The sequence below is a fragment of the Janthinobacterium sp. GW823-FHT03B06 genome, assembly GCF_058796955.1.
This window is the reverse complement of sequence record NZ_JBXAJE010000006.1, coordinates 348300-373242: the sequence shown is the minus strand read 5'-3', so window position 1 is coordinate 373242 and position 24943 is coordinate 348300. Positions and strand designations below refer to the sequence as shown.

At 63.0% G+C, this 24943-nt stretch carries 23 protein-coding genes; 4 read left to right on the top strand and 19 right to left on the bottom strand.

Annotated elements, in window-relative coordinates; genetic code table 11:
- Positions 1 to 180: 180 nt before the first annotated feature.
- The 17 genes from paaZ to paaA all read right to left on the bottom strand — a co-directional run bounded on the left by paaZ (position 181) and on the right by paaA (position 16904).
- Positions 181 to 2232 carry a phenylacetic acid degradation bifunctional protein PaaZ gene (gene paaZ / locus AC1RBA_RS21085; RefSeq protein ID WP_492419750.1) on the bottom strand — a complete coding sequence of 684 codons (2052 nt, stop codon included), beginning with the start codon at positions 2230 to 2232 and terminating at the stop codon, positions 181 to 183.
- A 62-nt stretch (positions 2233 to 2294) separates the two neighbouring features.
- Positions 2295 to 2909, bottom strand: a complete 615-nt coding sequence (gene paaY / locus AC1RBA_RS21080) for a phenylacetic acid degradation protein PaaY (protein WP_492419749.1) — start codon at positions 2907 to 2909, stop codon at positions 2295 to 2297.
- A gap of 102 nt (positions 2910 to 3011) precedes the next feature.
- Entirely contained in the window at positions 3012 to 3743 is a 732-nt protein-coding gene (locus AC1RBA_RS21075) for an ABC transporter ATP-binding protein (protein WP_070291038.1), read from the bottom strand.
- Positions 3743 to 4498: an ABC transporter ATP-binding protein gene (locus AC1RBA_RS21070; protein WP_070224251.1), complete on the bottom strand. Its 756-nt coding sequence runs from the start codon at positions 4496 to 4498 to the stop codon at positions 3743 to 3745. The genes AC1RBA_RS21075 and AC1RBA_RS21070 overlap by 1 nt, the downstream gene beginning before the upstream one ends.
- Position 4499: 1 nt before the next feature.
- On the bottom strand, positions 4500 to 5483 hold the full coding sequence (locus AC1RBA_RS21065) for a branched-chain amino acid ABC transporter permease (protein WP_070224250.1): 984 nt from the start codon (positions 5481 to 5483) through the stop codon (positions 4500 to 4502).
- Entirely contained in the window at positions 5480 to 6358 is an 879-nt protein-coding gene (locus AC1RBA_RS21060; RefSeq protein WP_070224249.1) for a branched-chain amino acid ABC transporter permease, read from the bottom strand. Before AC1RBA_RS21060 ends, AC1RBA_RS21065 begins: the two co-directional genes overlap by 4 nt.
- 72 nt (positions 6359 to 6430) lie before the next feature.
- Entirely contained in the window at positions 6431 to 7582 is a 1152-nt protein-coding gene (locus AC1RBA_RS21055) for an ABC transporter substrate-binding protein (protein ID WP_070311614.1), read from the bottom strand.
- 84 nt (positions 7583 to 7666) lie between these two features.
- Positions 7667 to 8872: a 3-oxoadipyl-CoA thiolase gene (gene pcaF / locus AC1RBA_RS21050; RefSeq protein WP_492419748.1), complete on the bottom strand. Its 1206-nt coding sequence runs from the start codon at positions 8870 to 8872 to the stop codon at positions 7667 to 7669.
- 22 nt (positions 8873 to 8894) lie between these two features.
- The gene (gene paaK, locus AC1RBA_RS21045) at positions 8895 to 10223 is read right to left on the bottom strand and encodes a phenylacetate--CoA ligase PaaK (protein WP_121671209.1); all 1329 of its coding nucleotides are present in this window, start codon (positions 10221 to 10223) and stop codon (positions 8895 to 8897) included.
- Between the two features lie 47 nt (positions 10224 to 10270).
- Complete coding sequence (gene paaI / locus AC1RBA_RS21040) at positions 10271 to 10723, bottom strand: hydroxyphenylacetyl-CoA thioesterase PaaI (protein ID WP_070224245.1); 453 nt, start codon at positions 10721 to 10723, stop codon at positions 10271 to 10273.
- Positions 10716 to 12281 carry a 3-hydroxyacyl-CoA dehydrogenase PaaH gene (gene paaH, locus AC1RBA_RS21035; RefSeq protein WP_492419747.1) on the bottom strand — a complete coding sequence of 522 codons (1566 nt, stop codon included), beginning with the start codon at positions 12279 to 12281 and terminating at the stop codon, positions 10716 to 10718. Before paaH ends, paaI begins: the two co-directional genes overlap by 8 nt.
- 1 nt (position 12282) lies before the next feature.
- Positions 12283 to 13074: a 2-(1,2-epoxy-1,2-dihydrophenyl)acetyl-CoA isomerase PaaG gene (gene paaG, locus AC1RBA_RS21030; protein WP_492419746.1), complete on the bottom strand. Its 792-nt coding sequence runs from the start codon at positions 13072 to 13074 to the stop codon at positions 12283 to 12285.
- 113 nt (positions 13075 to 13187) lie between these two features.
- A complete protein-coding gene (paaE, locus tag AC1RBA_RS21025; protein WP_070224242.1) occupies positions 13188 to 14267 on the bottom strand; it encodes a 1,2-phenylacetyl-CoA epoxidase subunit PaaE in 1080 nt (359 codons plus the stop codon).
- Positions 14268 to 14307: 40 nt separating this feature from the next.
- Positions 14308 to 14835, bottom strand: a complete 528-nt coding sequence (gene paaD / locus AC1RBA_RS21020) for a 1,2-phenylacetyl-CoA epoxidase subunit PaaD (RefSeq protein WP_492419745.1) — start codon at positions 14833 to 14835, stop codon at positions 14308 to 14310.
- The gene (gene paaC, locus AC1RBA_RS21015; RefSeq protein ID WP_492419757.1) at positions 14835 to 15587 is read right to left on the bottom strand and encodes a 1,2-phenylacetyl-CoA epoxidase subunit PaaC; all 753 of its coding nucleotides are present in this window, start codon (positions 15585 to 15587) and stop codon (positions 14835 to 14837) included. Before paaC ends, paaD begins: the two co-directional genes overlap by 1 nt.
- A 14-nt stretch (positions 15588 to 15601) precedes the next feature.
- Positions 15602 to 15886 carry a 1,2-phenylacetyl-CoA epoxidase subunit PaaB gene (paaB, locus tag AC1RBA_RS21010; RefSeq protein ID WP_070224239.1) on the bottom strand — a complete coding sequence of 95 codons (285 nt, stop codon included), beginning with the start codon at positions 15884 to 15886 and terminating at the stop codon, positions 15602 to 15604.
- Between the two features lie 28 nt (positions 15887 to 15914).
- Entirely contained in the window at positions 15915 to 16904 is a 990-nt protein-coding gene (paaA, locus tag AC1RBA_RS21005; RefSeq protein WP_492419744.1) for a 1,2-phenylacetyl-CoA epoxidase subunit PaaA, read from the bottom strand.
- Positions 16905 to 17171: 267 nt separating this feature from the next.
- On the opposite strand from paaA, the gene paaX reads away from it, so the two are divergent.
- On the top strand, positions 17172 to 18101 hold the full coding sequence (paaX, locus tag AC1RBA_RS21000; RefSeq protein WP_070224237.1) for a phenylacetic acid degradation operon negative regulatory protein PaaX: 930 nt from the start codon (positions 17172 to 17174) through the stop codon (positions 18099 to 18101).
- Positions 18102 to 18336: 235 nt separating this feature from the next.
- Here paaX and AC1RBA_RS20995 read toward each other — a convergent pair whose 3' ends face one another.
- Positions 18337 to 18591 (bottom strand): hypothetical protein, encoded by a 255-nt coding sequence (locus AC1RBA_RS20995; RefSeq protein ID WP_070224236.1) that lies wholly within the window; start codon positions 18589 to 18591, stop codon positions 18337 to 18339.
- Between the two features lie 141 nt (positions 18592 to 18732).
- Between AC1RBA_RS20995 and AC1RBA_RS20990 the strand changes: the two genes are divergently transcribed.
- The 3 genes from AC1RBA_RS20990 to AC1RBA_RS20980 all read left to right on the top strand — a co-directional run bounded on the left by AC1RBA_RS20990 (position 18733) and on the right by AC1RBA_RS20980 (position 23466).
- Complete coding sequence (locus tag AC1RBA_RS20990) at positions 18733 to 19857, top strand: M14 family metallopeptidase (RefSeq protein WP_086137170.1); 1125 nt, start codon at positions 18733 to 18735, stop codon at positions 19855 to 19857.
- Positions 19858 to 20225: 368 nt separating this feature from the next.
- Positions 20226 to 21935 carry a methyl-accepting chemotaxis protein gene (locus tag AC1RBA_RS20985; protein ID WP_492419743.1) on the top strand — a complete coding sequence of 570 codons (1710 nt, stop codon included), beginning with the start codon at positions 20226 to 20228 and terminating at the stop codon, positions 21933 to 21935.
- Between the two features lie 421 nt (positions 21936 to 22356).
- Positions 22357 to 23466 (top strand): cytochrome-c peroxidase, encoded by a 1110-nt coding sequence (locus AC1RBA_RS20980; protein WP_254679551.1) that lies wholly within the window; start codon positions 22357 to 22359, stop codon positions 23464 to 23466.
- A 46-nt stretch (positions 23467 to 23512) separates the two neighbouring features.
- Here the strand turns inward: AC1RBA_RS20980 and pmbA are convergent, their stop codons facing one another.
- A complete protein-coding gene (pmbA, locus tag AC1RBA_RS20975; RefSeq protein ID WP_070291024.1) occupies positions 23513 to 24865 on the bottom strand; it encodes a metalloprotease PmbA in 1353 nt (450 codons plus the stop codon).
- Positions 24866 to 24943: the final 78 nt, after the last annotated feature.

The following is a 24943-nucleotide window of genomic DNA, read 5'->3' as shown; positions in this document are numbered from 1 at the left end:
CGCGTTCTAGAGGGGTTTATCTAAATAGCACGCTGTGCAAAACCACACTTAGCCTATATTTTTCATACACTTATGGATAATTCAAGACCAAAAGAACCCCCATAAAAAAAGCGCCACCCGCGCGAAGTTCGCGGGTGGCGCCATTCACACCGGTCCTGCCGGAGACGCTTACTCTCGGACTTACTCGCGCTTGGAGACCAGGGTCAGAATGTCATAGCTGGCCACCAGTTCCTCGTTCTGGTTGGTCACCTGCACGTCCCACGCGACCACGCCCTGGCCCACGCCAAACACGTCCTTGCGGTTGCGGTCGACCTTGCGCTTGCACGTCAGGCGGGCGCGGATGGTGTCGCCAATCGCCACCGGCGCGACGAAGCGCAGGTTGTCCAGACCGTAGTTGGCCAGCACGGGACCGACACCGGGCGAGACGAACAGGCCGGCGGCGGCGGACAGCACGAAGTAGCCGTGGGCGATGCGCTTGCCGAACTGCGATTCCTTCGCCGCGATTTCATCGAAGTGCATGTAGAAGAAATCGCCCGAGATGCCGCCGAAGGCGACGATGTCCGCTTCGCTGACTGTGCGGCGGTGCGTGAGCAGCGAGTCGCCCGTCTTCAAGTCCTCGAAGTGCTTGCGGAACGGGTGGATCGGGCTTTCGTTGACGTCCGCGCCGCGCACGTATTCGCCCGTGATGGCCGCCAGCATGGTCGGCGAGCCTTGCACGGCCGCCCGTTGCAGGTAATGGCGCACGGCGCGCACGCCGCCCAGTTCCTCGCCGCCGCCCGCGCGGCCAGGACCGCCATGCTTCAGCTGCGGCAGGGGCGAGCCATGGCCCGTCGAATCGACGGAAGCCACGCGCTCGAGCACGTGCACGCGGCCATGCGTGGCCGCCACTTGCGGCACCACGCGCGCGGCGATCTTCGGATCGCGCGTCACCAGGGTGCTCACCAGGCTGCCCTTGCCGCGCGCGGCCAGGCCCAGCGCTTCATCGATATCCTTGTAACCCATCATGGTGCTGACGGGGCCGAACGCTTCCACGTCATGCACGGCATCGTTGCCGAAGGCGTCGCGACACATCAGCAAGGTCGGCGAGAAGAAACTGCCGTCCTGCGCGCCATCGCCGAGCGGATTGAATCCGTCGGCCGCACCGAACACCACTTCATTACCCTGCGACAGGGTGGCGACACGCTCGGCCACGTCGTTCTGCTGCTCTTTCGACGCCAGCGCGCCCATGCGCACGCCTTCGATGGACGGGTCGCCCACCACCACCTTGGCCAGGCGCTCGCGCAGGCGCGAGCCGACGGCGTCCATCAGGTGCTCGGGCACGATGATGCGGCGGATCGCCGTGCACTTCTGGCCCGACTTGCCCGTCATTTCGCGCACGACTTCCTTGACGAACAGGTCGAATTCCACGTCGTCGGGCGTGACGTCCGGTGCCAGGATAGCGCAATTGAGCGAATCGGCTTCGCCGTTGAAAGGCACGGACTGGGCGATCAGGTTGGAATTCGTGCGCAGCTTGGCGGCCGTGGCGGCCGATCCTGTAAACGTGACGAAATCCTGGCCATTCAGGCGGTCCAGCAAGTCGCCCGTGGAACCGATCACCAGCTGCAAGCTGCCGGCCGGCAGCAAGCCCGATTCATGCATCATGCGCACGACGGCCTGCGTCAGATAGCTGGTCGCCGTAGCCGGCTTGGCGATGCAGGGCATGGCCGCCAGGAAGCTGGGCGCGAATTTTTCCAGCAGACCCCAGATGGGGAAGTTGAAGGCGTTGATGTGCACGGCCAGGCCGCCGCGCGGCACCAGGATGTGCGTGCCGGCGAAACCGCCTTTTTTACCGAGCGCGATGGCCGGGCCTTCGTGCAGCACGTTCGACGACGGCAGCTCGTTGCTGCCCATGCTGGCGTAGGCGAACAGGGTGCCCGTGCCGCCTTCGATGTCGACCCAGCTGTCGGCGCGCGTGGCGCCCGACAGGTGCGAGATCGCATACAGTTCTTCCTTGCGCTCGACCAGGTACAGGGCCAGCGCCTTCAGGCGCGCGGCGCGCTGCTGGAAATCGAGCGCCATCAGGCCCGGCACGCCCGTCTTGCGCGCATACGTGACGGCTTCGTCGAAGTCGATCTTTTCCGCATGCGTATGATAGATGACGCGGTTGTTCAAGGCACTGTGCAGGGGCACGGCGGCGCTTTCGCCCAGCCAGCGGCCGGCGATCAGGCTTTGCAGGGTGGATATGTGAGCCATGTGGTTTCTCCGTTAGGGGTCAGACCCGTCGGGTCTGACCCCAGCATTTAAAGGGTTAAAGGTTATTGCGCAGCAGCGTACTTGTGCAAATGCAGCGGCAAGGCCGATTCGAAATTGAGGCGCTGGCGGTTCGCCTCGACTTGCGTCAGCGCTTCCACTTCGCGCATCGTCTGCATCGAGCGCACGGCCAGTTCGTGGTACTGGCCCGTGCCCGAGCTTTTCCATTTGATTTCATCGTCGGTCAGCGTGCGGATCACCTTGGCGGGCGTGCCCACCACCATGCTGCGCGGTGCGACGACCATGCCCGCCTTGACGAAACTCATGGCGGCGACGATGGATTCCTCGCCGATGACGGCGTTGTCCATCACCACGGCGTTCATGCCGACGAGCGCATTGCGGCCGATGCGGCAGCCGTGCAGCACGGCGCCATGGCCGATATGGCCATCGACTTCGACTACCGTGTCGCAGCCGGGGAAGCCGTGCATGACGCAGGTGTCCTGCAGGTTCGCCCCCTCTTCCAGGATCAATCGGCCGAAGTCGCCGCGGATCGAAGCGAGCGGACCGATATAGCAGCGCGGACCGACGATCACGTCGCCGATCAGCACGGCCGATGGGTGCACATAGGCGCTGGGGTGGACGACGGGGGTGACGCCGTTGATTTCGTAGACTTTGACCATACAAACTCCTATTCATCTGCGCGCCATGCACGCTATTACTAGACGCAGCGGAAAACTGGGGTCAGACCCGGCGGGTCTGACCCCGGCCCTCCGCTGCTGTCTTCACATACCCAGGTACGCGCTCTGTACCTGCTCGTTGTGCAGCAATTCGGGGCCGGGACCGGACAGGGTAATCGCGCCCGTCTCGATCACATAGCCCACGTCCGCGATCGACAAGGCCGCATGCGCGTTCTGTTCGACGAGGAAGATGGTGATGCCCTGGTCGCGCAGCTCGGCCACGATGCGGAAGATTTCCGCGATCAGGAGCGGCGCCAGGCCCATGCTCGGTTCATCGAGCAGCAGCAGTTGCGGGCGGCCCATCAGCGCGCGCGCCATGGCCAGCATCTGCTGCTGTCCTCCGGAGAGCGTGCCGGCCAGCAGCAGGCGCTTTTCCTTCAGGATCGGAAACAGGCCGTACATGCGCTCCATGTCGCCCGCCACGTCCTGTGCGGGGCGTGTAAACGCGCCCAGGCGCAGATTGTCTTCCACCGTCATGGGGCCGAACACTTGCCGCCCTTCTGGCACCTGGCAAATGCCGGCGCGCACGCGCTTGTCGGCGCTCATGCGGCTCACGTCCTGGCCGGCGAAGGCGATGCTGCCGGCGCTGATCGGCTGCACGCCGGAGATCGCCCGCAGCAAGGTCGTCTTGCCGGCGCCATTGGCGCCCACCAGCGCCACCAGCTGGCCCTGGCGCACCTGCAGGTCGATGCCGTGCAGGGCCTGGATGCGGCCGTAATGGCTGGTCAGGCCGGCGATATCGAGCACCAGCGGTGTCTGAGGTTTTTCCATCTTCATCATGCCGCCACTCCCAGGTATGCCGCCACCACGTCGGGATTGGCGCGCACTTCGGCGGCGGTCCCTTCGGCCAGCTTCTTGCCATAGTCGAGCACCAGGATATGGTCCGACAGATTCATCACCAGTTTCATGTCATGCTCGACCAGCACCACCGTCACGCCCGATTGCGCCACCTTGCGGATCAGGGCTTCGATCTCGCCCGTCTCCGTGTGGTTCAGGCCCGCCGCCGGCTCATCGAGCAGCAGCACCTTCGGCTTGGCCGCCAGCGCACGGGCGATTTCCAGGCGTTTTAATGCGCCATACGACATCTGCCCCGCCTCGTCGCCGATGTGGCGGCCGACGCCGACAAATTCCATCAGGCCCGCCGCCTCGTCGCGGCAGGCCGCATCCGCGCGGCGCACGGAAGGCAAACGCAGCATGGAGGCGAACAGGTTCTGGTTCAGGCGCAGGTGCGCGCCCACCATCACATTGTCGATGGCCGTCATGTTCATGCACACCTGCAGATTCTGGAAAGTGCGGCTCATGCCGCGCCGCGCCAGCGCATCGGGCGACATGGCGGCCACGTTCTCGCCATTGAGCAGGATCTCGCCTTTGGTCGGCGTGTAGACACCGGTGATCAGGTTGAACAGGGTCGTCTTGCCGGCGCCGTTCGGCCCGATCACGGAGTGGATATTGCCTTCCTTGACGGTAAAGCTCACATCCTGCACCGCATGCACGCCGCCGAAGCTCTTGCTCAGGTTGTTAATCGTCAGCATCTCACACCTCCCGTGCAGATTGAGGCGGTGCTTTCGGCGTGGCAGAACGCTTGCGCGAACGGCTGGCCAAGCTCGGCACCAGGCCCTTGGGCATGAAGATCATGGTCGCCATCAGGATCACGCCGAACACCACCGTTTCCCAGCCTTCAAAACTGGACAGCAGTTGCGGCAAGACCGTCAGCAGCGCGGCGCCGATGATGGAACCGAAGATCGACGCCATGCCGCCCACCACCACCATCGTCACCAGCTCGATCGAGTGGAAGAAGCCGGCCAGGTTGGGCGTGATGAAACCGATGTAATGGGCGCTGATGCTGCCCGCGATGCTGGCAATCACCGCCGACAGCACGAACACGCGCACCTTGAAGCGCGTCGTGTCGACGCCGACGACGCGGGCCGCCACTTCCGAACCGTGGATGGCCTGCAGCGCGCGGCCGACGGGCGAATCGATGAGGTTCAGGGCCAGCCACGTGACCAGCAACAGCAGCACGGCGCACACCAGGTACCATGATTTTTCGCCGGCGATTTCCAGGCCGGCGACACTGAAGGCGGAGACGCCGATGCCGTCCGGACCGCCCGTCCATTGCGTCTCGTTGTTGATGACGATGGAAATGATGATGCCCAGTCCCAGCGTCGCCATGGCCAGGGTATGGCCCTTGAGTTTCAGTACGGGACGCGCCAGCAGCAGCGCCAGCAGGCCCGTGGCAACGGCGCCGGCGGCCAGGGCGGCCAGCGGCGGCCAGCCATAATGCGTGGTCAGCACGGCCGACGCATACGCGCCCAGGCCATAGAAGCCCGCGTGACCGAGGCTGATCTGGCCCGTATAGCCCATCAAGAGGTTCAGGCCGATGACGACGATGGCGTTCAGCGCGATGCGGATCGCCACGTCATAGTAGAACGCATTGCTGAGGAACAGCGGCAAAATGGCCAGCACGAGCGCCAGCAAGAGCAAGCCGCCATGGCGCGAGCGGGTAAGGAAATTCTTCATACACGCTCCGAATTTTTAGCGCCAAACAAGCCTTGCGGCAGAAAGAACAGGATCAACAGAATCAGCACGAACGGCACCGCATCCTTGTAGGCCGAGGAGATGTAGCCGGCCGTCATGGCTTCGGCGATGCCGAGGATCAGGCCGCCGGCAATGGCGCCCGCGCCGCCACCGAGGCCGCCGAGGACGGCGGCGACAAAACCTTTCAGGCCCAGCATGATGCCCGCGTCATACGAGGTATACGTGATCGGTGCGACGAGGATGCCGCCCGCCGCGCCCAGCAGGGCCGACAGGCCGAACGAGAACAGCAGGACCTTGCGCGTGTTGATGCCCACCAGTTGCGCGGCCAGCTTGTTGTGCGAGGTGGCCAGCATGGCCTTGCCCATCAGCGTGCGGCCGAAGAACCAGCCCAGCACCAGCACGATGACGACGGTCACACCCAGCACCCACAGGCTTTGCGGCAGCAGGCTGGCGCCCAGAAATTCGATCGGCGCGTCGCCGGAAAAGGCCGGCAGCGAGTGCGTATCCTTGCCCAGCCAGATTTGCACGAGGCCGCGCAGCACGAGCGAAGCGCCGATGGTGATGATCAAGAGGGTGATGACCTGCGCGTTCTGCGCCGGTTCGATCACGGCTTTTTCCATCAACAGGCCAACGATGCCGGTGGCGATGACGGCCAGGATGATGGCCAGCGGCAGCGGCACGCCGGCGGCCGACATCACGGCGGCCAGCATCCCGCCCAGCATGATGAATTCGCCCTGCGCGAAATTGATCACGCCGCTGGTGTTGTAGATGATGGTAAAGCCCAGCGCCGCCAGCGCGTAGGCGGAACCGACCGTCATCCCGGAATACAGAAATTGTAGAAATTGTGCGACTTCCATGGTGTCTCCATTATGTTCGGCTATGCGCGGGCCGCCTTCGAGGGCGGCCTCGCGCAGGTACTCCGGCTTACATCACTTCGACAATTGCCATTCGCCGTTCTTCACTTCCACCATGCGGAAAGCCGACAGGTCCAGGCCCATGTGGTCTTTGGCCGACATGTTGAACACGCCGGTCGTGCCCACAAAACCCTTGGTCTGTTCCAGTGCCGTGCGCACTTTTTCGCGGTCCGTGCCGCCGGCGCGCTTGATGGCGTCCACCGACAGGTTCAGGGCGTCGAGCGCATAGCCGCCAAAGGTCGACGGATCGATCTTGTAGCGGTCTTTATACGTCTTGTCGTAGCCGACGACGACGGCCTTCTGCGCGTCGCTGTCGGGCAGCATGGCGCCGATCAAGAGTGCCGGCGTCGGCAGGCGCACGCCTTCGGCAGCCTTGCCCGACAGCTTCAGGTATTCGTCCGACGCCACGCCATGCGACTGGTACAGCGGCAGCGCGGCCATGCCCAGCTGGCCGTAGTTCTTGGTCACGACCGCCGGGCCCTGGCCCAGGCCGAACACGAAGACGGCCTGCACACCGGCCGTATTCTTGATGCGCGTGAGCTGCGCCGTGATGTCCGTGTCTTTCGGACCGTAGGTTTCATCGGCCACCAGGGTGATGCCATATTTGGAAGCGACGATCTGCGATTCCTTGCGGCCCGAGGCGCCGAAGCCGCTCGTTTCCGACAGCAGGCCCACCTTGCTGATGCCGCGCTTCTTCATATCCTCGAACACCTTCTCGGCCGCCATGCGGTCCGTATGCGGCGTCTTGAAAACCCATTTCTTGACCGGATCGATGATGACCACGGCGCCCGCCAGCGAGATGAACGGCATGCTGGCGCGGTCCACCAGCGGCGCCATCGCCATCGTCGCGCCGGTGGTGGTGCCGCCGATCAGCACGTCGACCTTGTCCGACTCGATCAGGCGCTTGGTAAAACCGTTGGCCTTGGCCGCATCGCTGCCGTCGTCGTAATGCACGAGTTCCAGCTTGCGTCCCAGCACGCCGCCGGCCGCATTGATTTTCTCGATATACAGCTGCAGGGTTTTCAGTTCCGGGTCGCCCAGGAAGGCGGCAGGGCCCGTGACGGACAGCACGGAACCGATCTTGATGTTGTCGGCCGCGTACGCACCCGCGGCAGTCATGGCCAGCACGCCGGCGATCAGGGTTTTCTTGAAGATATTGGCAATCATTATGGTCTCCACCAGGTTGGCACTACGGTCAATTATGGTTGGCGCTTTTTTACAAGCCTGCGCCTTTTTTGTTGTTTTACTTTTTTATACGCGTTCAATGACGACAGCAATACCCTGCCCCACGCCGATGCACATGGTGCACAGCGCATAGCGCCCGCCCGTGCGTTCCAGCTGGTTCAGCGCGGCCATCACCAGGCGCGCGCCCGATGCGCCCAGCGGATGGCCGATGGCAATCGCGCCGCCATTCGGGTTCACGTGGGCCGCATCGTCGGCCAGGCCCAGGTCGCGCGTGACGGCCAGCGCCTGCGCGGCAAACGCTTCATTGAGTTCGATCACGTCCATCTGCTCAATGGTGAGGCCGGTCTGCGCCAGTACCTTGCGCGACGCCGGCGAGGGACCGAAGCCCATGATGCGCGGCGCCAGGCCCGCCGTGGCCATGCCCAGCACTTTTGCGCGCGGCGTCAGTTTGTATTTATCCACGGCGGCGGCGGACGCGAGCAAGATCGCGCAGGCGCCGTCGTTCAAGCCCGAGGCGTTGCCGGCCGTGACCGTGCCATCCGCCTTCACCACGCCTTTCAGTTTCGCCAGCATTTCCAGCGAGGTGTCCGGACGCGGATGTTCATCCATCGTCACCATCTTCGGCTCGCCCTTTTTTTGCGGCACGGCGACGGGCACGATTTCGCGATCGAACACGCCGGCCGCGTTGGCGGCGGCCCAGCGCTGCTGGCTGCGCAAGGCCAGCGCGTCCTGGTCGGCGCGGCTGATGCCAAATTCCACGGCCACGTTTTCCGCCGTTTCCGGCATGGTATCGATGCCGTACTGCGCCTTCATTTTGCCGTTGACGAAGCGCCAGCCCAGGGTCGTGTCTTCGATTTTCGCCGCGCGCGAGAACGCGCTGTCGGCCTTGCCCATCACGAACGGTGCGCGCGTCATGCTTTCCACGCCGCCGGCGATGATCAGCTCCGCCTCGCCCGCCTTGATCGAGCGGGCGGCCATGCCCACGGCGTCCAGGCTGGAGCCGCACAGGCGGTTGATGGTATTGGCCGGCACTGCCGCCGGCAAGCCCGCCAGCAGCGCGGCCATGCGGCCCACGTTGCGGTTGTCTTCGCCCGCCTGGTTGGCGCAGCCGTAGAACACGTCGTCGATGGCGGACCAGTCGACGGACGGGTTGCGGGCGATCAGCGCGGCGATCGACAGCGCGCCCAGGTCGTCGGCGCGCACGCTGGACAAGGCACCGCCGTAGCGGCCGAAAGGTGTGCGCACGGCGTCACAGATAAAGGCTTCGTTCATGTTTGCTTCCTTGTTCGGGCTATCAGGAGAAAATCTTCGGGCGCTGGTCGACCACGCGGCGGGCCTTGCCCGTCAGCGTGCGTTCGATGCCGGCGGCGGCCACCAGGCGCACGCGCGTGCTCACGCCCACGTGCGTCTTGATGCGGTGCTCCAGCTCGCGCGCCAGAGCGTCCGTTTCGCTCGCCGAGAGGGTGGCCGTCAGGTCGATGCGCAGCTCGGCGATCACTTCGAGCTTGTCGAGGTGGCCGTCGCGCGTGACGACCAGCTGGTATTGCGGCGCCAGCTTCGGCATTTTGAGGATCAGCTCTTCGATCTGCGTGGGGAAGACGTTCACGCCGCGGATGATCAGCATGTCGTCGGAGCGGCCCGTGATCTTGCCGATGCGGCGCATGGCCCGCGAGGTCGGCGGCAGCAAGCGGGTCAGGTCGCGCGTGCGGTAGCGGATGATGGGCAGCGCCTCTTTCGACAAGGAGGTAAACACCAGTTCGCCCTCTTCGCCGTCCGGCAGCACTTCGCCCGTTTCCGGATCGATGATCTCGGGGTAAAAATGGTCTTCCCATATGACGGGACCGTCCTTGCTCTCGATGCATTCGGACGCCACGCCAGGTCCCATCACTTCGGACAGGCCGTAGATGTCGACGGCGTCGATGCCGGCGCGCGCTTCGATTTCCGAACGCATGGCGTCCGTCCACGGTTCGGCACCGAAGATACCCACCTTCAGCGACGATTCGGCCGGGTCCAGGCCCTGGCGCGTGAATTCCTCGATGATGTTGAGCATGTACGACGGCGTGACCATGATGATGGACGGCTTGAAATCCTGGATCAGCTGCACCTGCTTTTCCGTCTGCCCGCCGGACATCGGGATGACCGTGCAGCCGAGGCGCTCGGCGCCGTAGTGCGCGCCCAGGCCGCCCGTGAACAGGCCGTAGCCATACGAGATATGCACCATATCGCCCGCGCGGCCGCCGCCGGCGCGGATCGAGCGCGCCACCACGTTGGCCCAGGTGTCGATATCGTTCTGCGTGTAACCGACCACCGTGGCCTTGCCCGTGGTGCCGCTCGAGGCGTGGATGCGCACCACCTGCTCGCGCGGCACGGCGAACAGGCCAAACGGGTAATTGTCGCGCAAGACTTTTTTGTCCGTGAACGGGAATTTGGCCAGGTCGGCCAGGGATTTGAGATCATCCGGATGCACGCCCGCTGCGTCAAAAGCGGCACGGTAATGGGGCACGTTGTCATACGCGTGCTTGAGCGTCCATTTCATGCGTTCGAGCTGCAGCGCCTGCAGTTCATCCTTGCTGGCGCGCTCGATCGGCTCGAGGTCATTCGGGGAAGGCGTACGTTGGACCATCATTGTCTCCTGTTTAATTCTTTAACTATTCAATCGGTTCCGGCAGTTCAAGCCTGCTCTTGTATGACTTCGCCCGCCACGCGGATCGACTTGCCCCGGAAGAGCGCGACGGCGCGGCCTTCCTGGTTGCTGACCTTGACGTCATAGACGCCGCTCTTGCCCGCCAGCGCCTGTTCGACGGCGTGCGCCGTCAGCACGTCGCCTTCGCGGCCTGGCGCCAGATAGTCGATGGTGCAGCCGGCGCCCACGGTGTTCATGTTGTAGCTGTTGCAGGCGAAGGCGAAGGCGCTGTCGGCCAGGGCAAAAATGAAACCGCCGTGGCAGGTCTGGTGGCCATTGAGCATGTCGGCGCGCACCGTCATCGTCATGCGCGCATGGCCGGGACCCACGTCGGCCAGGGCGATGCCCATGGCGGCGGTGGCGTTATCGCGCGACAGCATGGAGGCGGCAGCCGCTTCGGCCAAAGCCTGGGCAGCGTGAATATGGTCTTCCTTATGCATGAAACGGTGCTCCATTGGCGAGTTTGCGGCGCAGCAGCGGCGAGACCCGGTAGCGGTCTTCGCCATAGCCTTGCGCCAGGTGGTGCAGCACGGTGACAATCTGTTGAACGCCTACCGCATCGGCCCAGGCCAGCGGTCCGCGCGGATAATTGACGCCCTTCTGCATGGCGATATCGACGGCATCCGCCGTGCACACGCCCTGGTTGACGGCGTCGGCCGCCTCGTTGGCCAGCATGGCGACGGTGCGCATGACGGCCAGGCCAGGCACGTCGTCCAGGCGCGTGACGGTGAAACCGGCCGCCTGGAACAGGCCGACGACGGCCGCATAGGCGTCGTCGCTGCACTGGTCGGCACGGGCCACGGCGATGCGCTTTGCACTGGCGTAATCGAGCGCCAGGTCGAACAGCACCGTGTCCGGATGCTGGTTGTCGTGCGCGCGCTGGGTGGCGCTGCGCCCATCGGTCAGATAGATCGCGGCGCCATGGCAATGCAGGGCCGGTGCCTCGTCATGCGCCTGGCCTTCCTGCGTCACGCGGCGGCTGACGGTGACGCCCGCCTGCTCCAGCCGCTGCACCAGGCTGCGGATGATGCCGCTGTGGCCACGGCCATCGCCGCCGATGGCGGCCGACAGGGCGACAAATTCCGGGGCCGCTTGCGCGCTTTCCGCCTGCGCCACGGGGGCAGGCGCGCTTTCGCCGTACAGATAAAAGCCTCGGCCCGATTTGCGGCCAAGGAATCCCGCGTTGACCATTTCCTGCTGCAGCACGGACGGCGTGAAGCGCGGGTCGTTGAAGTAGGCGCCGAACACGGATTGCGTGACGGAGAAATTCACGTCGTGACCGATCAGATCCATCAGCTCGAATGGCCCCATGCGGAAGCCGCCCGCTTCGCGCAGCACGGCGTCGATGGTGGCGGGGTCGCCCGCCTGCTCGTTCAACAGGCGCCAGCCTTCCGCATAAAACGGACGGGCGACACGGTTGACGATGAAGCCCGGTGTCGATTTTGCATGCACGGGGTTCTTGCCCCAGGCGATCGAGGTGTCGTAGACGGTGGCGGCAACTTGTTCACTGGTGGCCAGGCCACTGATCACTTCCACCAGCGCCATCAGGGGCACGGGATTAAAGAAATGCATGCCGACCAGGCGTTCCGGCCGGCGCAGCTTGGCGGCGATCGCCGTCACGGAGATCGACGAGGTATTCGTCGCCAGGATGCAGTCGTCGCTGACCAACGCTTCGAGTTCGGCGAACAGGCCGCGCTTGACGTCGAGGTTTTCCACGATGGCTTCCACCACCAATGCGGCGCTGCTCATGTCGGCGAGGCTGCCGGCCGCCTGCAGGCGCGCCGTGGCGGCCGTGGCTTCGTCCAACGTCATGCGGCCCTTCTCGGCCAGCTTCGCATACATCTTGCCGATATCAAGCAAAGCCTTGCTCACCGCTTCCGCGCGCGTGTCGTACAGTTTGACCGTGTAGCCGGCCGCTGCCGCTACCTGCGCGATGCCGGCGCCCATGGCGCCGCTGCCGATGACGGCGACGATACTGTTGTTGTCCAAAGCTGCCATATCAATGTCCCTTGAATTGCGGTGTGCGCTTTTCCATGAAGGCGGCCACGCCTTCGCGGTAATCGTCGCTGTTACCGAGATCGCTCATCATGCGCGCTTCCAGCGCAAGCTGCTGCGGCAGGGTATTGGCGCCACTGAAAGCCAGCGCCTGCTTGGTGTACGCCAGGCCCTTGGTCGGTGCGGTAGAAAAGTGCACGGCCAGCTTGCGCGTCTCTTCCGCCAGCTGCGCGTCATCCACGCATTTCCAGATCAAACCCCAGTCCTCGGCCTTTTCCGCCGTCAGTTTTTCGCCGAGCATGGCCAGTCCCATGGCGCGTGCCGAACCGATCAGACGCGGCAGGAAAAAGGTACCGCCCGTATCCGGAATCAGGCCCAGCTTGCAGAACACTTCCACGAAGCTGGCCGACTTGCCGGCGATGACGATGTCGCAAGCCAGCGCCAGGTTGGCGCCCGCGCCGGCGGCCACGCCGTTGACGGCGCAGATCACGGGCATAGCCAGGGCTTTCAAGGCCAGCACCAGCGGCGCGTAGTTCTTTTCCACCGATTCGCCCAGGTCCACGCCCTTCGAACCGGGTTCCACGGCGCGGTCGGACAAATCCTGGCCCGCGCAAAAGCCGCGGCCCGCGCCCGTCAGCACGAAGACGCGCACGGTGCTGTCGGCGTTCACTTGCGCAATCGCGTCGCGCACTTCCTCGTGCATGGCTTGCGTAAAGCTATTGAGCTTGTCGGGACGGTTCAGGGTCAGCGTCGCGATACCCTGCTCGATGGTGAAGAGGATGTTTTGGTAGGTCATGGCATCTCGCTATTTTTATTTATTGGCCCGCAGCGGAAATCTGGGGTCAGACCCGGCGGGGTAATTCGCCCCAATGGGCCGAATTACGATTCCGCAGGAACTGACCCCGGCTTTTATTCTGCCTGATCGAAGTCGACGACGACCTTGTCGGTCAGCGGAAAACTCTGGCAACTGAGGACGAAGCCGCGCGCCACTTCATAGTCTTCCAGCGCGTAGTTGACGTCCATCTCGACCTTGCCGTCGAGGATCTTGCAGCGGCAGGTCGAGCATACGCCGCCCTTGCACGAGTAGCGCATGTCGATGCCCTGACGCAGTCCCGCGTCGAGGATGGACTCCTTGTCCTTGTCCATCATGAAGGTGGTATGGTTGCCGTCCATGATGACGGTCACTTCCGTTTCCTGCACAGCATCCGCTGCCAGCTGGGCGCGCGGCTTGTGGGCGTTTTTCGGGATGCTGGCGGCGAACAGTTCGATCTTGATATTCTGCTTGGGCATGCCGGCCGCCTGCAGGGCAGCGGACACGCCGAGCATCATGTCTTCCGGGCCGCAAATAAACGCGTTGTCGTAGTCTTCGACTTTGATCCAGTGCTGCAGGAACTGTTCGCATTTTTCTTGCGTGATGCGGCCGTTGAACAATTCGATGTCCTGCTGCTCGCGGCTCATCACGTAGACGAGGTTCAAACGCTCCAGGTACACATCCTTCAGGTCCGTCAATTCTTCCTTGAAGATGACGGAGGACGAGGCGCGGTTGCCGTAGAACAGGGTGAAGCGGCTCAGGGGTTCCGTCAGCAGGGTCGTCTTGATGATGGAGAGGATGGGCGTGATGCCGCTGCCGGCCGCGAATGCCAGGTAGTGCTTGCGGTTGACGCAGTCGAGCGGCACGTTGAAGTGTCCCATGGGCGGCATCACCTCGATGGTGGCGCCGGCTTTCAGGGTGTCGTTGGCCCAGGTGGAGAAAGCGCCGCCCGGCGTGCGCTTGATGGCCACGCGCAGGGTGCCGTCCTGCACCGCCGAACAGATGGAATACGAACGGCGCACGTCTTCCGCATTGATATTGGTGCGCAGGGTCAGGTGCTGGCCCTGCTGGAAGCGGAACTGCTGCTGCAGTTCAGACGGCACGTCGAACGTGACGGCGATGGTGTCGCGTGTTTCGTTGCGCACGTTCGCTACGCGCAGCGGATAAAATTTACTCATGCTTCATCTCCAGTTTCTTCGGAACGTGTGCCTGATTTTTTTAGTGGCACTTGAAGTAGTCAAACGGTTCGCGGCAAGCCAGGCATTTGTACAGGGCCTTGCACGGCGTGGAGCCGAACTGGCTGGTCAGCTGCGTATGCGTGGAGCCGCAGTTCGGGCAAATGACGTCCAGCTTGGGCATCGGTTGCCGTTTCACGCCACCACGCAAGCCGCTGATATCGATCACCTGCTGCTGCGGCGGCGCGATGCCATAGCCTTTCAGCTTGACCTTGCCCGCCTCGCTCATCCAGTCCGTGGTCCAGGCGGGCGCCAGCTGGTTCACCAGGGTCACCCTGGCCACGCCATGGCTGCGCAAGGCATCCGTGACGGCGTCGGCGATCACTTGCATGGCCGGACATCCCGAATATGTGGGCGTGATCGTCACGATGCAGGCATCGCCATCCGTCACTTCGACGGCGCGCACGATGCCCAGGTCCACCACCGAAATGACGGGGATTTCCGGGTCGGGCACGTCGCCGAGCCAGGCCCAGACCTGGGCCGCGTCCAGTGATGCGCCGGCGGCGTGCATTACCACTCCGCCCCGGGGTAGGCGCGCTGCAGGAACTGCATCTCGGCCAGAATAAAACCCAGGTGTTCCGTGTGCGTGCCCTGCTTGCCGCCCTTTTGCATCCAGGCGTCGGGCGCCGGCATGGTCAATGTCGCTTCGGCGAAGATCTCGGCCACGTGCTCGAGGAAAGCCCGGCGCAGCACGTCCGATGGCGGCGCGATGCCGGCGGCGACCATGGCCTGGTCGACGGCGTCGTACTTGAACATCTCGCCCGTGTACATCCACAGCTTGTCGGCCGCGGCCTGCGTTTTCGCATGGCTGTCCGCCGTGCCGTCGCCGAGGCGCACGATCAGGTCGCCGCTGCGGCGCAGGTGATACGTCACTTCCTTGATCGACTTTTGCGCCACTTCGACGATGCGACCATCCGACGATTTCGTCAGTTCCAGCAGCTGGAAGTAGTGCCAGCTGTCGAAGAAGAACTGGCGCATCATGGTGTCGGCGTAATTGCCGTTCGGCTGTTCGACCAGCAGGCAGTTCTTGAAATCGTGGGCGTCGCGCAAGAAGGCGATGTCGTCCTCGTCGCGGCCCGCGTTTTCCAGTTCGGCCGCATAGCTGAACCACAAGCGCGTCTGGCCCAACAGATCGAGCGCCACGTTGGTCAGCGCCATGTCTTCTTCCAGCGCCGGTCCCTTGCCGCACAGCTGCGACAGCTGCTGGCTGAGGATCAGGGCGTTGTCGCCCAGGCGCAAAAGGTAGTTGACCTTGTCATCCATTGCAGGCGCTCCCATCACAGGTTCTTGACTTCTTCCGGCATCGGGAAGAAGGTGGGATGGCGGTATACCTTGCTGTTCGACGGTTCGAACAGGGCGCCCTTGTCGCCGGGGCTGCTGGCGACGATATCGGCCGCGCGCACCACCCAGATGCTCACGCCTTCATTGCGGCGCGTGTAGACGTCGCGCGCATGGTTGACCGCCATCGCGGCGTCGGAGGCGTGCAGGCTGCCCACATGCTTGTGCGCCAGGCCGTGCTGGCTGCGGATGAAAACTTCCCACAAAGGCCATTCTTTGCTCATGTTGCTATCCCCTATCTGTCTTATGTAATTACGCTGCTGCTTTGTTGGCGGCTTGCTTGTCGGCATAGGCGACCAAGGCACCGCGGAACCATGCACCGTCTTCATACGCTTTCACGCGCGTTTGCAAACGCTCGCGGTTGCACGGGCCATTGCCCTTCAGGACATTGTTGAACTCGGACCAGTCGATCTCGCCGAATTCATAATGGCCCGTTTCCGCGTTGAACTTCAGGTCGGGATCGGGCACGGTCAGGCCCAGGTATTCGATTTGCGGCACGGTCTGGTCGACCATGCGCTGGCGCAATTCATCGTTCGAGAACAGCTTGATGCGCCATTGCGCCGATTGGGCGCTGTTGACGGAGGCGGCGTCGGACGGGCCGAACATCATCAGCGACGGCCACCACCAGCGGTTCAAGGCATCTTGCGCCATGGCTTTCTGTTCGGGCGTACCCTTGCACAGCGACATCATGATGTCGTAGCCCTGGCGCGCATGGAACGATTCTTCCTTGCAGACGCGGATCATGGCGCGCGCATACGGACCATAGGAGCAGCGGCACAGGGGAATCTGGTTGATGATGGCGGAACCGTCGACCAGCCAGCCGATGGCGCCCATGTCGGCCCACGACAGGGTGGGATAGTTAAAGATGCTGGAATATTTGGCTTTGCCCGAGTGCAAGGCGGCCAGCAAATCGTCGCGCGAGACGCCCAGGGTTTCCGCGGCGCTGTACAGGTACAGGCCGTGGCCCGCTTCGTCCTGGATCTTCGCCAGCAGGATCGACTTGCGTTTCAGGGTCGGTGCGCGCGTGACCCAGTTACCTTCAGGCAATTGGCCGACGATTTCCGAGTGCGCGTGCTGCGAAATCTGGCGGATCAGCGTCTTGCGGTAGGCGTCCGGCATCCAGTCCTTGGCCTCGATCTTGATGCCTTCGTCGATGCGCGCCTGGAAAGCGCGCTCTTCCTGGCCCATGTCGTCGATGGAGCGGACGTTCTTGAGGCCGGTTTCAACCATTTGTGCGTACATGATGTGTCTCCCATGTCTTTGATTTTGCGCAGCAACGCGGTGCGATAAACAGATAATACGATACAAAAAACGATTTGCATACACTTGATGTGAATCATTTTAAAAAATCGTATCTTGTGCAGCTTTTTTGTGCGTATGATATTGCTTATGAGAAAACACCATGGGGCGCTACCCGCGCTTCCGGCAAATTATTGCCGCGCTACCCGCGCAGCCAAGTAAACTGCTGCTTTTATTGAACCGACCGCAACACGGCCAGACCGGAACCACATGAAGAACACCCGCTGCACGGCATGGATAGCCGATTTCCTGGAAAGCGACCCACCGCGCTCGAAGTCCCTGGTGATGACCATCTTCGGCGACGCCATCGTGCCGCGCGGCGGCGCCATCTGGCTGGGGAGCCTGATCGAACTGCTGGCGCCATTCGGCGTCAATGACCGGCTATTGCGCACCAGCGTGTTCCGCCTGGCGCAGGAAGGCTGGCTCAGCTCGCAGCGCGACGGCCGCCGCAGCGCCTATGCGATACGCCCGGAGGCGCTGGCCCGCTTCGAACGCGCCTACCGCCGCATCTACGCGCCGCTGGTCGTGCATTGGGATGGCAGCTGGACCCTGGTGATCGGTCCGGCCGGCAGCATCGGCGCCGCCGAACGGGGCGCGCTGCGCAAGGAATTATTGTGGGCGGGCTACGGCTTGATCTCTCCCGGCATCTTTGGCCATCCGGCCAGCAATGCGGAGGCGCTGGAAGATATCCTCGTGCGCAACGAGGTGCAGGGCAAGCTGTATGTCTGCCACACAACAGAGTTGCCGGGTGTCAGCACGCGGCCCCTGCGCGACATGGTGGGCGACTGCTGGGACTTGTCGGAAGTGATGGCCGGCTACGAAAAATTCATCGCCAGCTTCCAGCCGCTGCTGACCCTGCTGCAGGAAGAACCCGTGTTCGATGCGGAGCAGGCGTTCGTCATCCGCTCGCTGCTGACGCACGCCTACCGCCGCGTGCAGTTGCACGACCCGCAACTGCCCGTCGAGCTGCTGCCCGAACCGTGGCCTGGCACGCAAGCCTATGCGCTGGCGCGCGACCTGTACCGCATCACGTATGCACCTGCTGAGGAACACATCCTGGCCACCCTGCGTCGCGAGGATGAGCACGCGCCGGACGTGGAGCCGTGGTTTTACGAACGCTTCGGCGGACTGAACACCTGATAAAACGTCCATGGCGGCGTTGCAGGGCCTGGGCGTACGTTCGTACTGCCTGCGGCCCTGCGCCTTGCCCTGGCCATTTTTCAGGTGTTCAGGAATAAGAACACCTATCAAAACCTACTGCGCGTCGGTATTTGCGGCCTGCGATGCTCACTGTACCTTCGTACAGTTGCGCTTCTCAACCACAACTCCCTTCCGCTCGCTACGGTTTTGTTAGGTGTTGTAAGTCACCGCCTGCTCACTGTTTTGCCACCACCTGCTTGGCCCCCGCCAGCAAATCCTGCCCCAGCTTTTCCAGCGCATTGGCCTGCACCAGCATGGTGTCGAGGATGGCCACATTGAAGGTGAATTCGGCCGGCGTCGTATAGCCAGGGAAACGTATGATGCGCAGCAATTCCTGCAAGGTCGTGCCCTTGCCCAGGTGCGCAAGCGCGTCGCTGAGGGCGCTGATTTTCTTTTCCAGTTCGCGTATGTGGTTGCTATGGTCGTCCATGATGATCTCCCCATGTCGGAGCTTCCACGTTAGCAAAGCATGTCCGTCATCGTTTGCGCCAGCACAAAGGCCACCGCAAAACAGGTATCATCGCGCCATTGCACACGATGCAAAACCCATACGTTTTTATCAGGAACACTCATGACCATTAAAATCAGCCAGCAATTCGACGCCGGCGCGATCGAGGTGCTGCGCGCCGACGATGCCCAGTCCATCGAACTGAACATCCGCAAGGATTCCCACGCCGACATCACGCAGTGGTTTTACTTCCGCCTGCAAGGCGCGCAAGGCGAGGCGTGCACGATCCGCTTCATGAATGCCGGCAAGTCCGCCTACCCGGACGGCTGGAAAGACTACCAGGCCGTGGCCAGCTACGACCGCGAAACCTGGTTCCGCGTGCCGACCAGCTTTGACGGCACGGTGATGACCATCGAACACACCCCCGAGGAAGAAAGCGTCTACTACGCCTATTTCGAACCGTATCCATGGGACCGCCACCTGGCCCTGATCGACAGCGCGCAAGCGTCGCCGCTCGTGCGCCTGATCGACCTGGGCAGCACGGTGGAAGGCCGCGACATGAATCTGCTGGTCGTCGGCGACGCCGATGCCGAGAAAAAAGTCTGGGTCATCGCGCGCCAGCATCCGGGCGAGACGATGGCCGAGTGGTTTGTCGAAGGCATGCTTGAAGCCTTGCTGGACCAGGCCAATCCCTTTGCCCGCCAGTGCCTGCAGGACGCCGTCTTCTACGTGGTGCCGAACATGAACCCGGACGGTTCCGTGCACGGCAACCTGCGCACCAACGCGGCCGGCGCCAACCTGAACCGCGAATGGATGACGCCGACCATGGAGCGCAGCCCGGAAGTGTTCCTGGTGAAACAGAAAATGCATGAAATCGGTTGCGACCTGTTCCTCGACGTGCATGGTGACGAAGGCTTGCCCTACGTCTTCGTGGCCGGCAGCGATGCGCTGGAAAATTTCACGCCAGCACAAAAGGCCGAGCAAGAGCGCTTCATCGCCGACTTCAAGGTGGCCAGCCCCGACTTCCAGGATGAGCATGGCTATGAAGACGGCCCGTTCACGCCGGAAGTGCTGACCATGGGCTCGCCCCACATCACGCACGCCTTCGGCTGCCTGTCGCTGACCCTGGAATTGCCGTTCAAGGACAACGCCAACGATCCCGACCCGCAAACGGGCTGGAGCGGCGCCCGCAGCGCCGCACTGGGCGCGGCCGTGCTGCAACCTATCCTGTCCACCTTGCGCGCCTGAGCGCCTGGGCCGACACGGCCCGCCTGATCCCTTGCCCCGCTCGCCGGGGCATTTTTTTTGACCGCACGACAAGCGTTGCTGGCCGAGCGGATTTTTTTCCTAACATCTTGCCTGTCAGAAATTATCGTCCTACACTAAGCAACAGAATCGGGCCGCGCCACGCTGCGCTGCCCCGCAAGAATATCTCGCCGGGCGGGTCGCCAATGACTTCCCGGCCACCGGCAATACGCATCCACGGCCCTGTCCCTGCCGAATTAGCTTTCTGTAACGCAAACTGACCGCATCAGCATCGTCTTGAATGGACACAGCCTGTCCGCGGGACGATTCCCTGCGCACGCTTTCCGCTTTTCGCCGAGGATGAATGACCTATGTATAAGCTTAAAATCAGTACCCGCCTGGCCGTCAGTTTCGGCTTGATCATTGTCCTGCTTGCCATGGTGGCATTTGTTTCCATCAGCCGCATTCGCAACATCAACACCTCGACGGAAAAAATTCTCAACGACCGCTATGTCAAGGTCATGTTGTCGAATACGATACAGTCCGAGGTCAATATCCAGGCCCGCCTGCTGAGCATCGCCATCATCGGCGCCAACGATGCCGACGAAGTCAGCAGTTCCGTGGCCAAGATTCAGGCCTCGATCAAAAAGAATACGGAGCTGCTGGCGCGCCTGAAAACCATGATCAACACGCCCAAGGGCCAGGAACTGCTCCAGGCCGTGATGAGCAGCCGCGAAAGCTATGCCAGGACGCGCGATGCGAACATCAAACTATTACAAGAAGGCAAATCAGAAACGGCGGGCATCTTCCTGTTGACGCAGTTGCGCTATCCGCAAGAAAAATTCTTGACGGCCCTGGCGGCCATGACCAGCTTCCAGGAATCGCTGATGGAAAGCGAAGGCAAGCAAGCCGCCGCCGATGGGCGCATGGCCATCATCCTGACCTTGTCCCTGTCCATCGCGGCGACGGCCATTGCCATCGCGCTGGCCATCCTGATCAGCCGTTCCATCAGCCGGCCCATCGCCGAAGCCGTCAAGGTGGCGCAACGGGTGGCGGCCGGCGACTTGTCGGTCAGCATCGACGCGCGCGGCAACGATGAAACGGGCCAGCTGCTGCGCGCCTTGAAAGAGATGAATGACAATCTGCAAGGCATCGTGGCCCGCGTGCGCCATGGCACGGACGCCATCGCCCACGGCTCGCGTGAAATCGCCTCCGGCAATATGGACCTGTCTTCGCGCACGGAACAGCAAGCCAGCTCGCTGGAAGAAACGGCCTCGTCGATGGAAGAACTGACGTCGACCGTCAAGCAGAATGGCGAAAACGCGCGCCAAGCCAACCAGATGGCGCAATCGGCCTCCAGCGTGGCCAGCAAGGGCGGCCAGGTGGTGGCGGAAGTAATCACCACCATGGATTCCATCAATGCCTCGTCGAAGAAAATCGTCGACATCATCAGCGTTATCGACGGCATTGCCTTCCAGACCAATATCCTGGCGCTGAATGCGGCCGTGGAAGCAGCCAGGGCAGGCGAACAGGGACGGGGCTTTGCCGTGGTCGCCACGGAAGTGCGCAACCTGGCCCACCGCTCCGCCTCCGCCGCCAAGGAAATCAAGATCCTCATCGACGATTCCGTGCACCAGGTCAGTCTTGGCAGCACCCTCGTGAACCAGGCGGGCAGCACCATGGAGGAAATCGTCAATAGCGTGCGGCGCGTCACGGATATCATGGCCGAGATCACGTCCGCCAGCAACGAGCAGGAAGCGGGCATTGAACAGATCAACCAGGCCATCACGGAAATGGACGCCGTGACCCAGCAAAATGCAGCCCTCGTGGAAGAGGCGGCCGCCGCGTCCGAAGCGCTGCAGGATCAAGCGGGCATCCTGGCCGAAGCCGTCAGCGTGTTCAAACTCGACGGCACACAGGCGCTGGCGCCAGCCGCGCCAGCATCGCGGCCGGAGCCAAAGCCGGCGCCACGGCCCGCAGCCGCCACGGCGGCCCAGCCCCGGCTCGTCGCCAACGCCCCCGCCAGCCGCAAGAGCGCCGCGCCCGCCATGGTGGCGGAAGGCGAGTGGGAACAATACTGACCGTACTGACCGTGCCGCAGCCAGCCGCCCGTGCCGCACTCCGGCACGGCGGGCGGCACCAAGAGCCTATCCCAGTAGATGAATACATCCCCTGCTGGCGGCCCTCAGAAGCGGGAACTGCGTTGATCGTCGTCGCGTGGCTCGCCACGCGTCCTCCTCACGCCTTGTCCGCGCTCCTGATGAACTGCCAGCAGAAGACGCTCCCTACTGGGATAGGCTCTAAACCATGGCGCAGCGCAGCATCGCAAATCGTTGCCACGCCGGCTATTGCTGCCTATACTGGGCGCAGCATTGTCTGTCCCTCCCCTTGCCGATAGCGACCCCACCTATGACCATCAAAGACCAGCCACGCGCTGAGGCGCGATTTTCACCGACCCGATTTGCACACGTGTGCATATCTTTGTTGCTTGGCTTGCCCGGCATGCCAGGCGCAGCGGCCGAACTCAGCCCTGCCGCACAGCTGGGGCGGCGCATCTTCCACGATGCCAGCCTGTCCGCCTCGGGCAAGCAGTCGTGCGCCAGTTGCCATGACCCGGCCCATGCTTACGCGCCAGCCAACAAGCTGGCCGTGCAACTGGGGGGCGCAGATGGCCAGGCGCACGGCTACCGCGCTACGCCATCGCTGCGCTACCTGGAACACACTCCGCCCTTCCGCTTTGATGGGGAAGGCGCACCCAACGGCGGCATCAACTGGGACGGCCGCGCCGCCAGCCTCGCGGAACAGGCGGAACGGCCTTTCCTGGCACCGCACGAAATGGCCAATGCCAGCACGGATGAAGTGGTGGAACGGCTGCGCAACGGCAGTTACGCGGAAGCATTCCGGCACGTCTTTGGCGCTGCCATCTTTACGCAACCGCAACAGGCATTCAGCCGCATCACCTATGCCTTGCAGCAATTCCAGCAGGAAGAGCCGGACTTCCACCGCTACGATTCCAAATATGACCTCTACCTGGCCAACAAGGTTCCGCTGGAGCTGGCGGAATTGCGTGGCCTGGCCCTGTTCAACGATGAACGCAAGGGCAATTGCGCCGCTTGCCACCCCAGCGGGCGGGGCGAACATGGCGCGCCGCCCTTGTTTACGGACTTCAGTTTCGACAATCTGGGCGTGCCGCGCAATACGCGCATTCCCGCCACGGCCGACCCCGCGTATTTCGATCTGGGCTTGTGCGGTCCCGACCGCACGGACCTGGCGCTGAAAGGCGAGCTGTGCGGCGCCTTCAAGGTGCCCAGCCTGCGCAATGTGGCCACGCGCCAGGTGTTTTTCCACAACGGTGTGTTCGACAACCTGACCGATGCCCTGCGCTTCTATGCGCGGCGCGATACGCATCCGCAAGAATGGTATCCGCGCGACCAACAAGGGAAAGTGCAGAAATTCAATGACGTACCCGCGAGGTACCGCGCCAACGTCAACGTCAGCGAAGCGCCGTTCGACCGCAAGCGCGGCATGGCGCCGGCGCTGACGGCGGGCGAGATCGAGGATATGGTGAAATTTTTGGCCACCCTGACGGATGGCTATCAAGTCCAGCAGTAAAGCATGGGGCGCCTGCGCGGCGTAGCCGCGGCGGGTCCCCAAGCACTCAGCCGCCGGCCACCACCATGCTCTCGATGAGGATGGAACCCGTCTCTTTGGTGCCGCGGCGCAGCACGTCGGCGCCTACGGCAACGATGTTGCGCAGCATGTCCTTCATGTTGCCGGCAATCGTGATTTCTTCCACCGGATACTGGATCACGCCATTTTCCACCCAGAAACCGGACGCGCCGCGCGAATAGTCGCCTGTCACGTAATTGGTTCCTTGTCCCATCAGTTCCGTCACCAGCAAGCCCGTGCCCAGTTTTTTCAGCATGGCACTAAAATCGTCGCTGGCGGCCGTCAGGCTCGAGGTCAGGTACAGATTGTGCGAACCGCCCGCGTTGCCCGTCGTCTGCATGCCCAGCTTGCGGGCCGTATAAGTCGACAGGAAATAGCCTTGCACCACGCCATCCTTGACGACGTCGCGGCTGACGGTTTTCACGCCTTCTTCGTCGAACGGCGCCGAACCGACGCCGCCGATCACGTGCGGATCTTCAAAGATCTGCACGTGCGACGGCAGCACCTGCGTGCCCAGTGAATCGTTCAGGAACGTGGATTTGCGGTACAGGGCGCCGCCCGAGGTCGCTTGCACATAGGTACCGAGCAAACCGGCCGCCAGCGGCGCCTCGAACAGCACGGGGCAAGTGCGCGTGCCCAGCTTGCGCGCGTTCAGGCGCGACAGCGCGCGCTCGGCGGCATAGCGGCCGATGGCTTCCGGGCTCGACATCTTGGCGGCGTCGCGCACGGACGAATACCAGTCGTCGCGCTGCATCTTCGCGCCCTTGCCGGCGATGGGTGCCACGGACAGCGTGTGGCGCGAAAACGGATAGCCGCCGATGAAGCCGCGCGAATTGGCGGACACAAAGTGCGATTGCTGCACGTGCACGCTGGCGCCCTCGCTGTTCGTGATGCGCGGATCGACGGCAAACGCGGCCGCCTCGGCACGTTGGGCCAGTGCGACGGCTTCCTCGGTCGAAATGAGCCAGGGATAGAACAGTTGCAAATCGCGGGGGGACATTTCCAGCATGTCGGCGTCGGCCAGGCCCGCGCAATCGTCCTCGGCCGTGAAGCGCGCAATATTGTAGGCGGCGTCCACCGTGGCGCGCAGGGCGGACGGCGAAAAGTCGGAGGTGCTGGCATTGCCGCGTTTCTTGCCGACAAACACGGTCACGCCCATGCCCTTGTCCTTGTTTTGCTCGATCGTCTCGATCTTGCCTTTTCGTACAGAAACGGACAGGCCGCCGCCTTCGCTGACCTCGACGGCAGCGTCGGTGCCGCCCGCTTCCCGCGCAAAAGACAACACATCACGGGCCAGTTGCTGCAATTGCTCTTGACTATGGGTAAATACGGAGTCGTTCATGCGCTGTTTTCTTCGGAAAGCCGCTAAAAAGGTTATCATAGCAGTCGTTTACAGTTTACAGGTGCGGCCTACGCGGCC

Bases quoted from the DNA above. Each gene is read 5' to 3' on its own strand.
- paaZ (WP_492419750.1), bottom strand. From the start codon at position 2,232: ATGGCTCACATATCCACCCTGCAAAGCCTGATCGCCGGCCGCTGGCTG.
- paaY (WP_492419749.1), bottom strand. From the start codon at position 2,909: ATGGTCAAAGTCTACGAAATCAACGGCGTCACCCCCGTCGTCCACCCC.
- AC1RBA_RS21075 (WP_070291038.1), bottom strand. From the start codon at position 3,743: ATGAAGATGGAAAAACCTCAGACACCGCTGGTGCTCGATATCGCCGGC.
- AC1RBA_RS21070 (WP_070224251.1), bottom strand. From the start codon at position 4,498: ATGCTGACGATTAACAACCTGAGCAAGAGCTTCGGCGGCGTGCATGCG.
- AC1RBA_RS21065 (WP_070224250.1), bottom strand. From the start codon at position 5,483: ATGAAGAATTTCCTTACCCGCTCGCGCCATGGCGGCTTGCTCTTGCTG.
- AC1RBA_RS21060 (WP_070224249.1), bottom strand. From the start codon at position 6,358: ATGGAAGTCGCACAATTTCTACAATTTCTGTATTCCGGGATGACGGTC.
- AC1RBA_RS21055 (WP_070311614.1), bottom strand. From the start codon at position 7,582: ATGATTGCCAATATCTTCAAGAAAACCCTGATCGCCGGCGTGCTGGCC.
- pcaF (WP_492419748.1), bottom strand. From the start codon at position 8,872: ATGAACGAAGCCTTTATCTGTGACGCCGTGCGCACACCTTTCGGCCGC.
- paaK (WP_121671209.1), bottom strand. From the start codon at position 10,223: ATGGTCCAACGTACGCCTTCCCCGAATGACCTCGAGCCGATCGAGCGC.
- paaI (WP_070224245.1), bottom strand. From the start codon at position 10,723: ATGCATAAGGAAGACCATATTCACGCTGCCCAGGCTTTGGCCGAAGCG.
- paaH (WP_492419747.1), bottom strand. From the start codon at position 12,281: ATGGCAGCTTTGGACAACAACAGTATCGTCGCCGTCATCGGCAGCGGC.
- paaG (WP_492419746.1), bottom strand. From the start codon at position 13,074: ATGACCTACCAAAACATCCTCTTCACCATCGAGCAGGGTATCGCGACG.
- paaE (WP_070224242.1), bottom strand. From the start codon at position 14,267: ATGAGTAAATTTTATCCGCTGCGCGTAGCGAACGTGCGCAACGAAACA.
- paaD (WP_492419745.1), bottom strand. From the start codon at position 14,835: ATGCACGCCGCCGGCGCATCACTGGACGCGGCCCAGGTCTGGGCCTGG.
- paaC (WP_492419757.1), bottom strand. From the start codon at position 15,587: ATGGATGACAAGGTCAACTACCTTTTGCGCCTGGGCGACAACGCCCTG.
- paaB (WP_070224239.1), bottom strand. From the start codon at position 15,886: ATGAGCAAAGAATGGCCTTTGTGGGAAGTTTTCATCCGCAGCCAGCAC.
- paaA (WP_492419744.1), bottom strand. From the start codon at position 16,904: ATGTACGCACAAATGGTTGAAACCGGCCTCAAGAACGTCCGCTCCATC.
- paaX (WP_070224237.1), top strand. From the start codon at position 17,172: ATGAAGAACACCCGCTGCACGGCATGGATAGCCGATTTCCTGGAAAGC.
- AC1RBA_RS20995 (WP_070224236.1), bottom strand. From the start codon at position 18,591: ATGGACGACCATAGCAACCACATACGCGAACTGGAAAAGAAAATCAGC.
- AC1RBA_RS20990 (WP_086137170.1), top strand. From the start codon at position 18,733: ATGACCATTAAAATCAGCCAGCAATTCGACGCCGGCGCGATCGAGGTG.
- AC1RBA_RS20985 (WP_492419743.1), top strand. From the start codon at position 20,226: ATGTATAAGCTTAAAATCAGTACCCGCCTGGCCGTCAGTTTCGGCTTG.
- AC1RBA_RS20980 (WP_254679551.1), top strand. From the start codon at position 22,357: ATGCCAGGCGCAGCGGCCGAACTCAGCCCTGCCGCACAGCTGGGGCGG.
- pmbA (WP_070291024.1), bottom strand. From the start codon at position 24,865: ATGAACGACTCCGTATTTACCCATAGTCAAGAGCAATTGCAGCAACTG.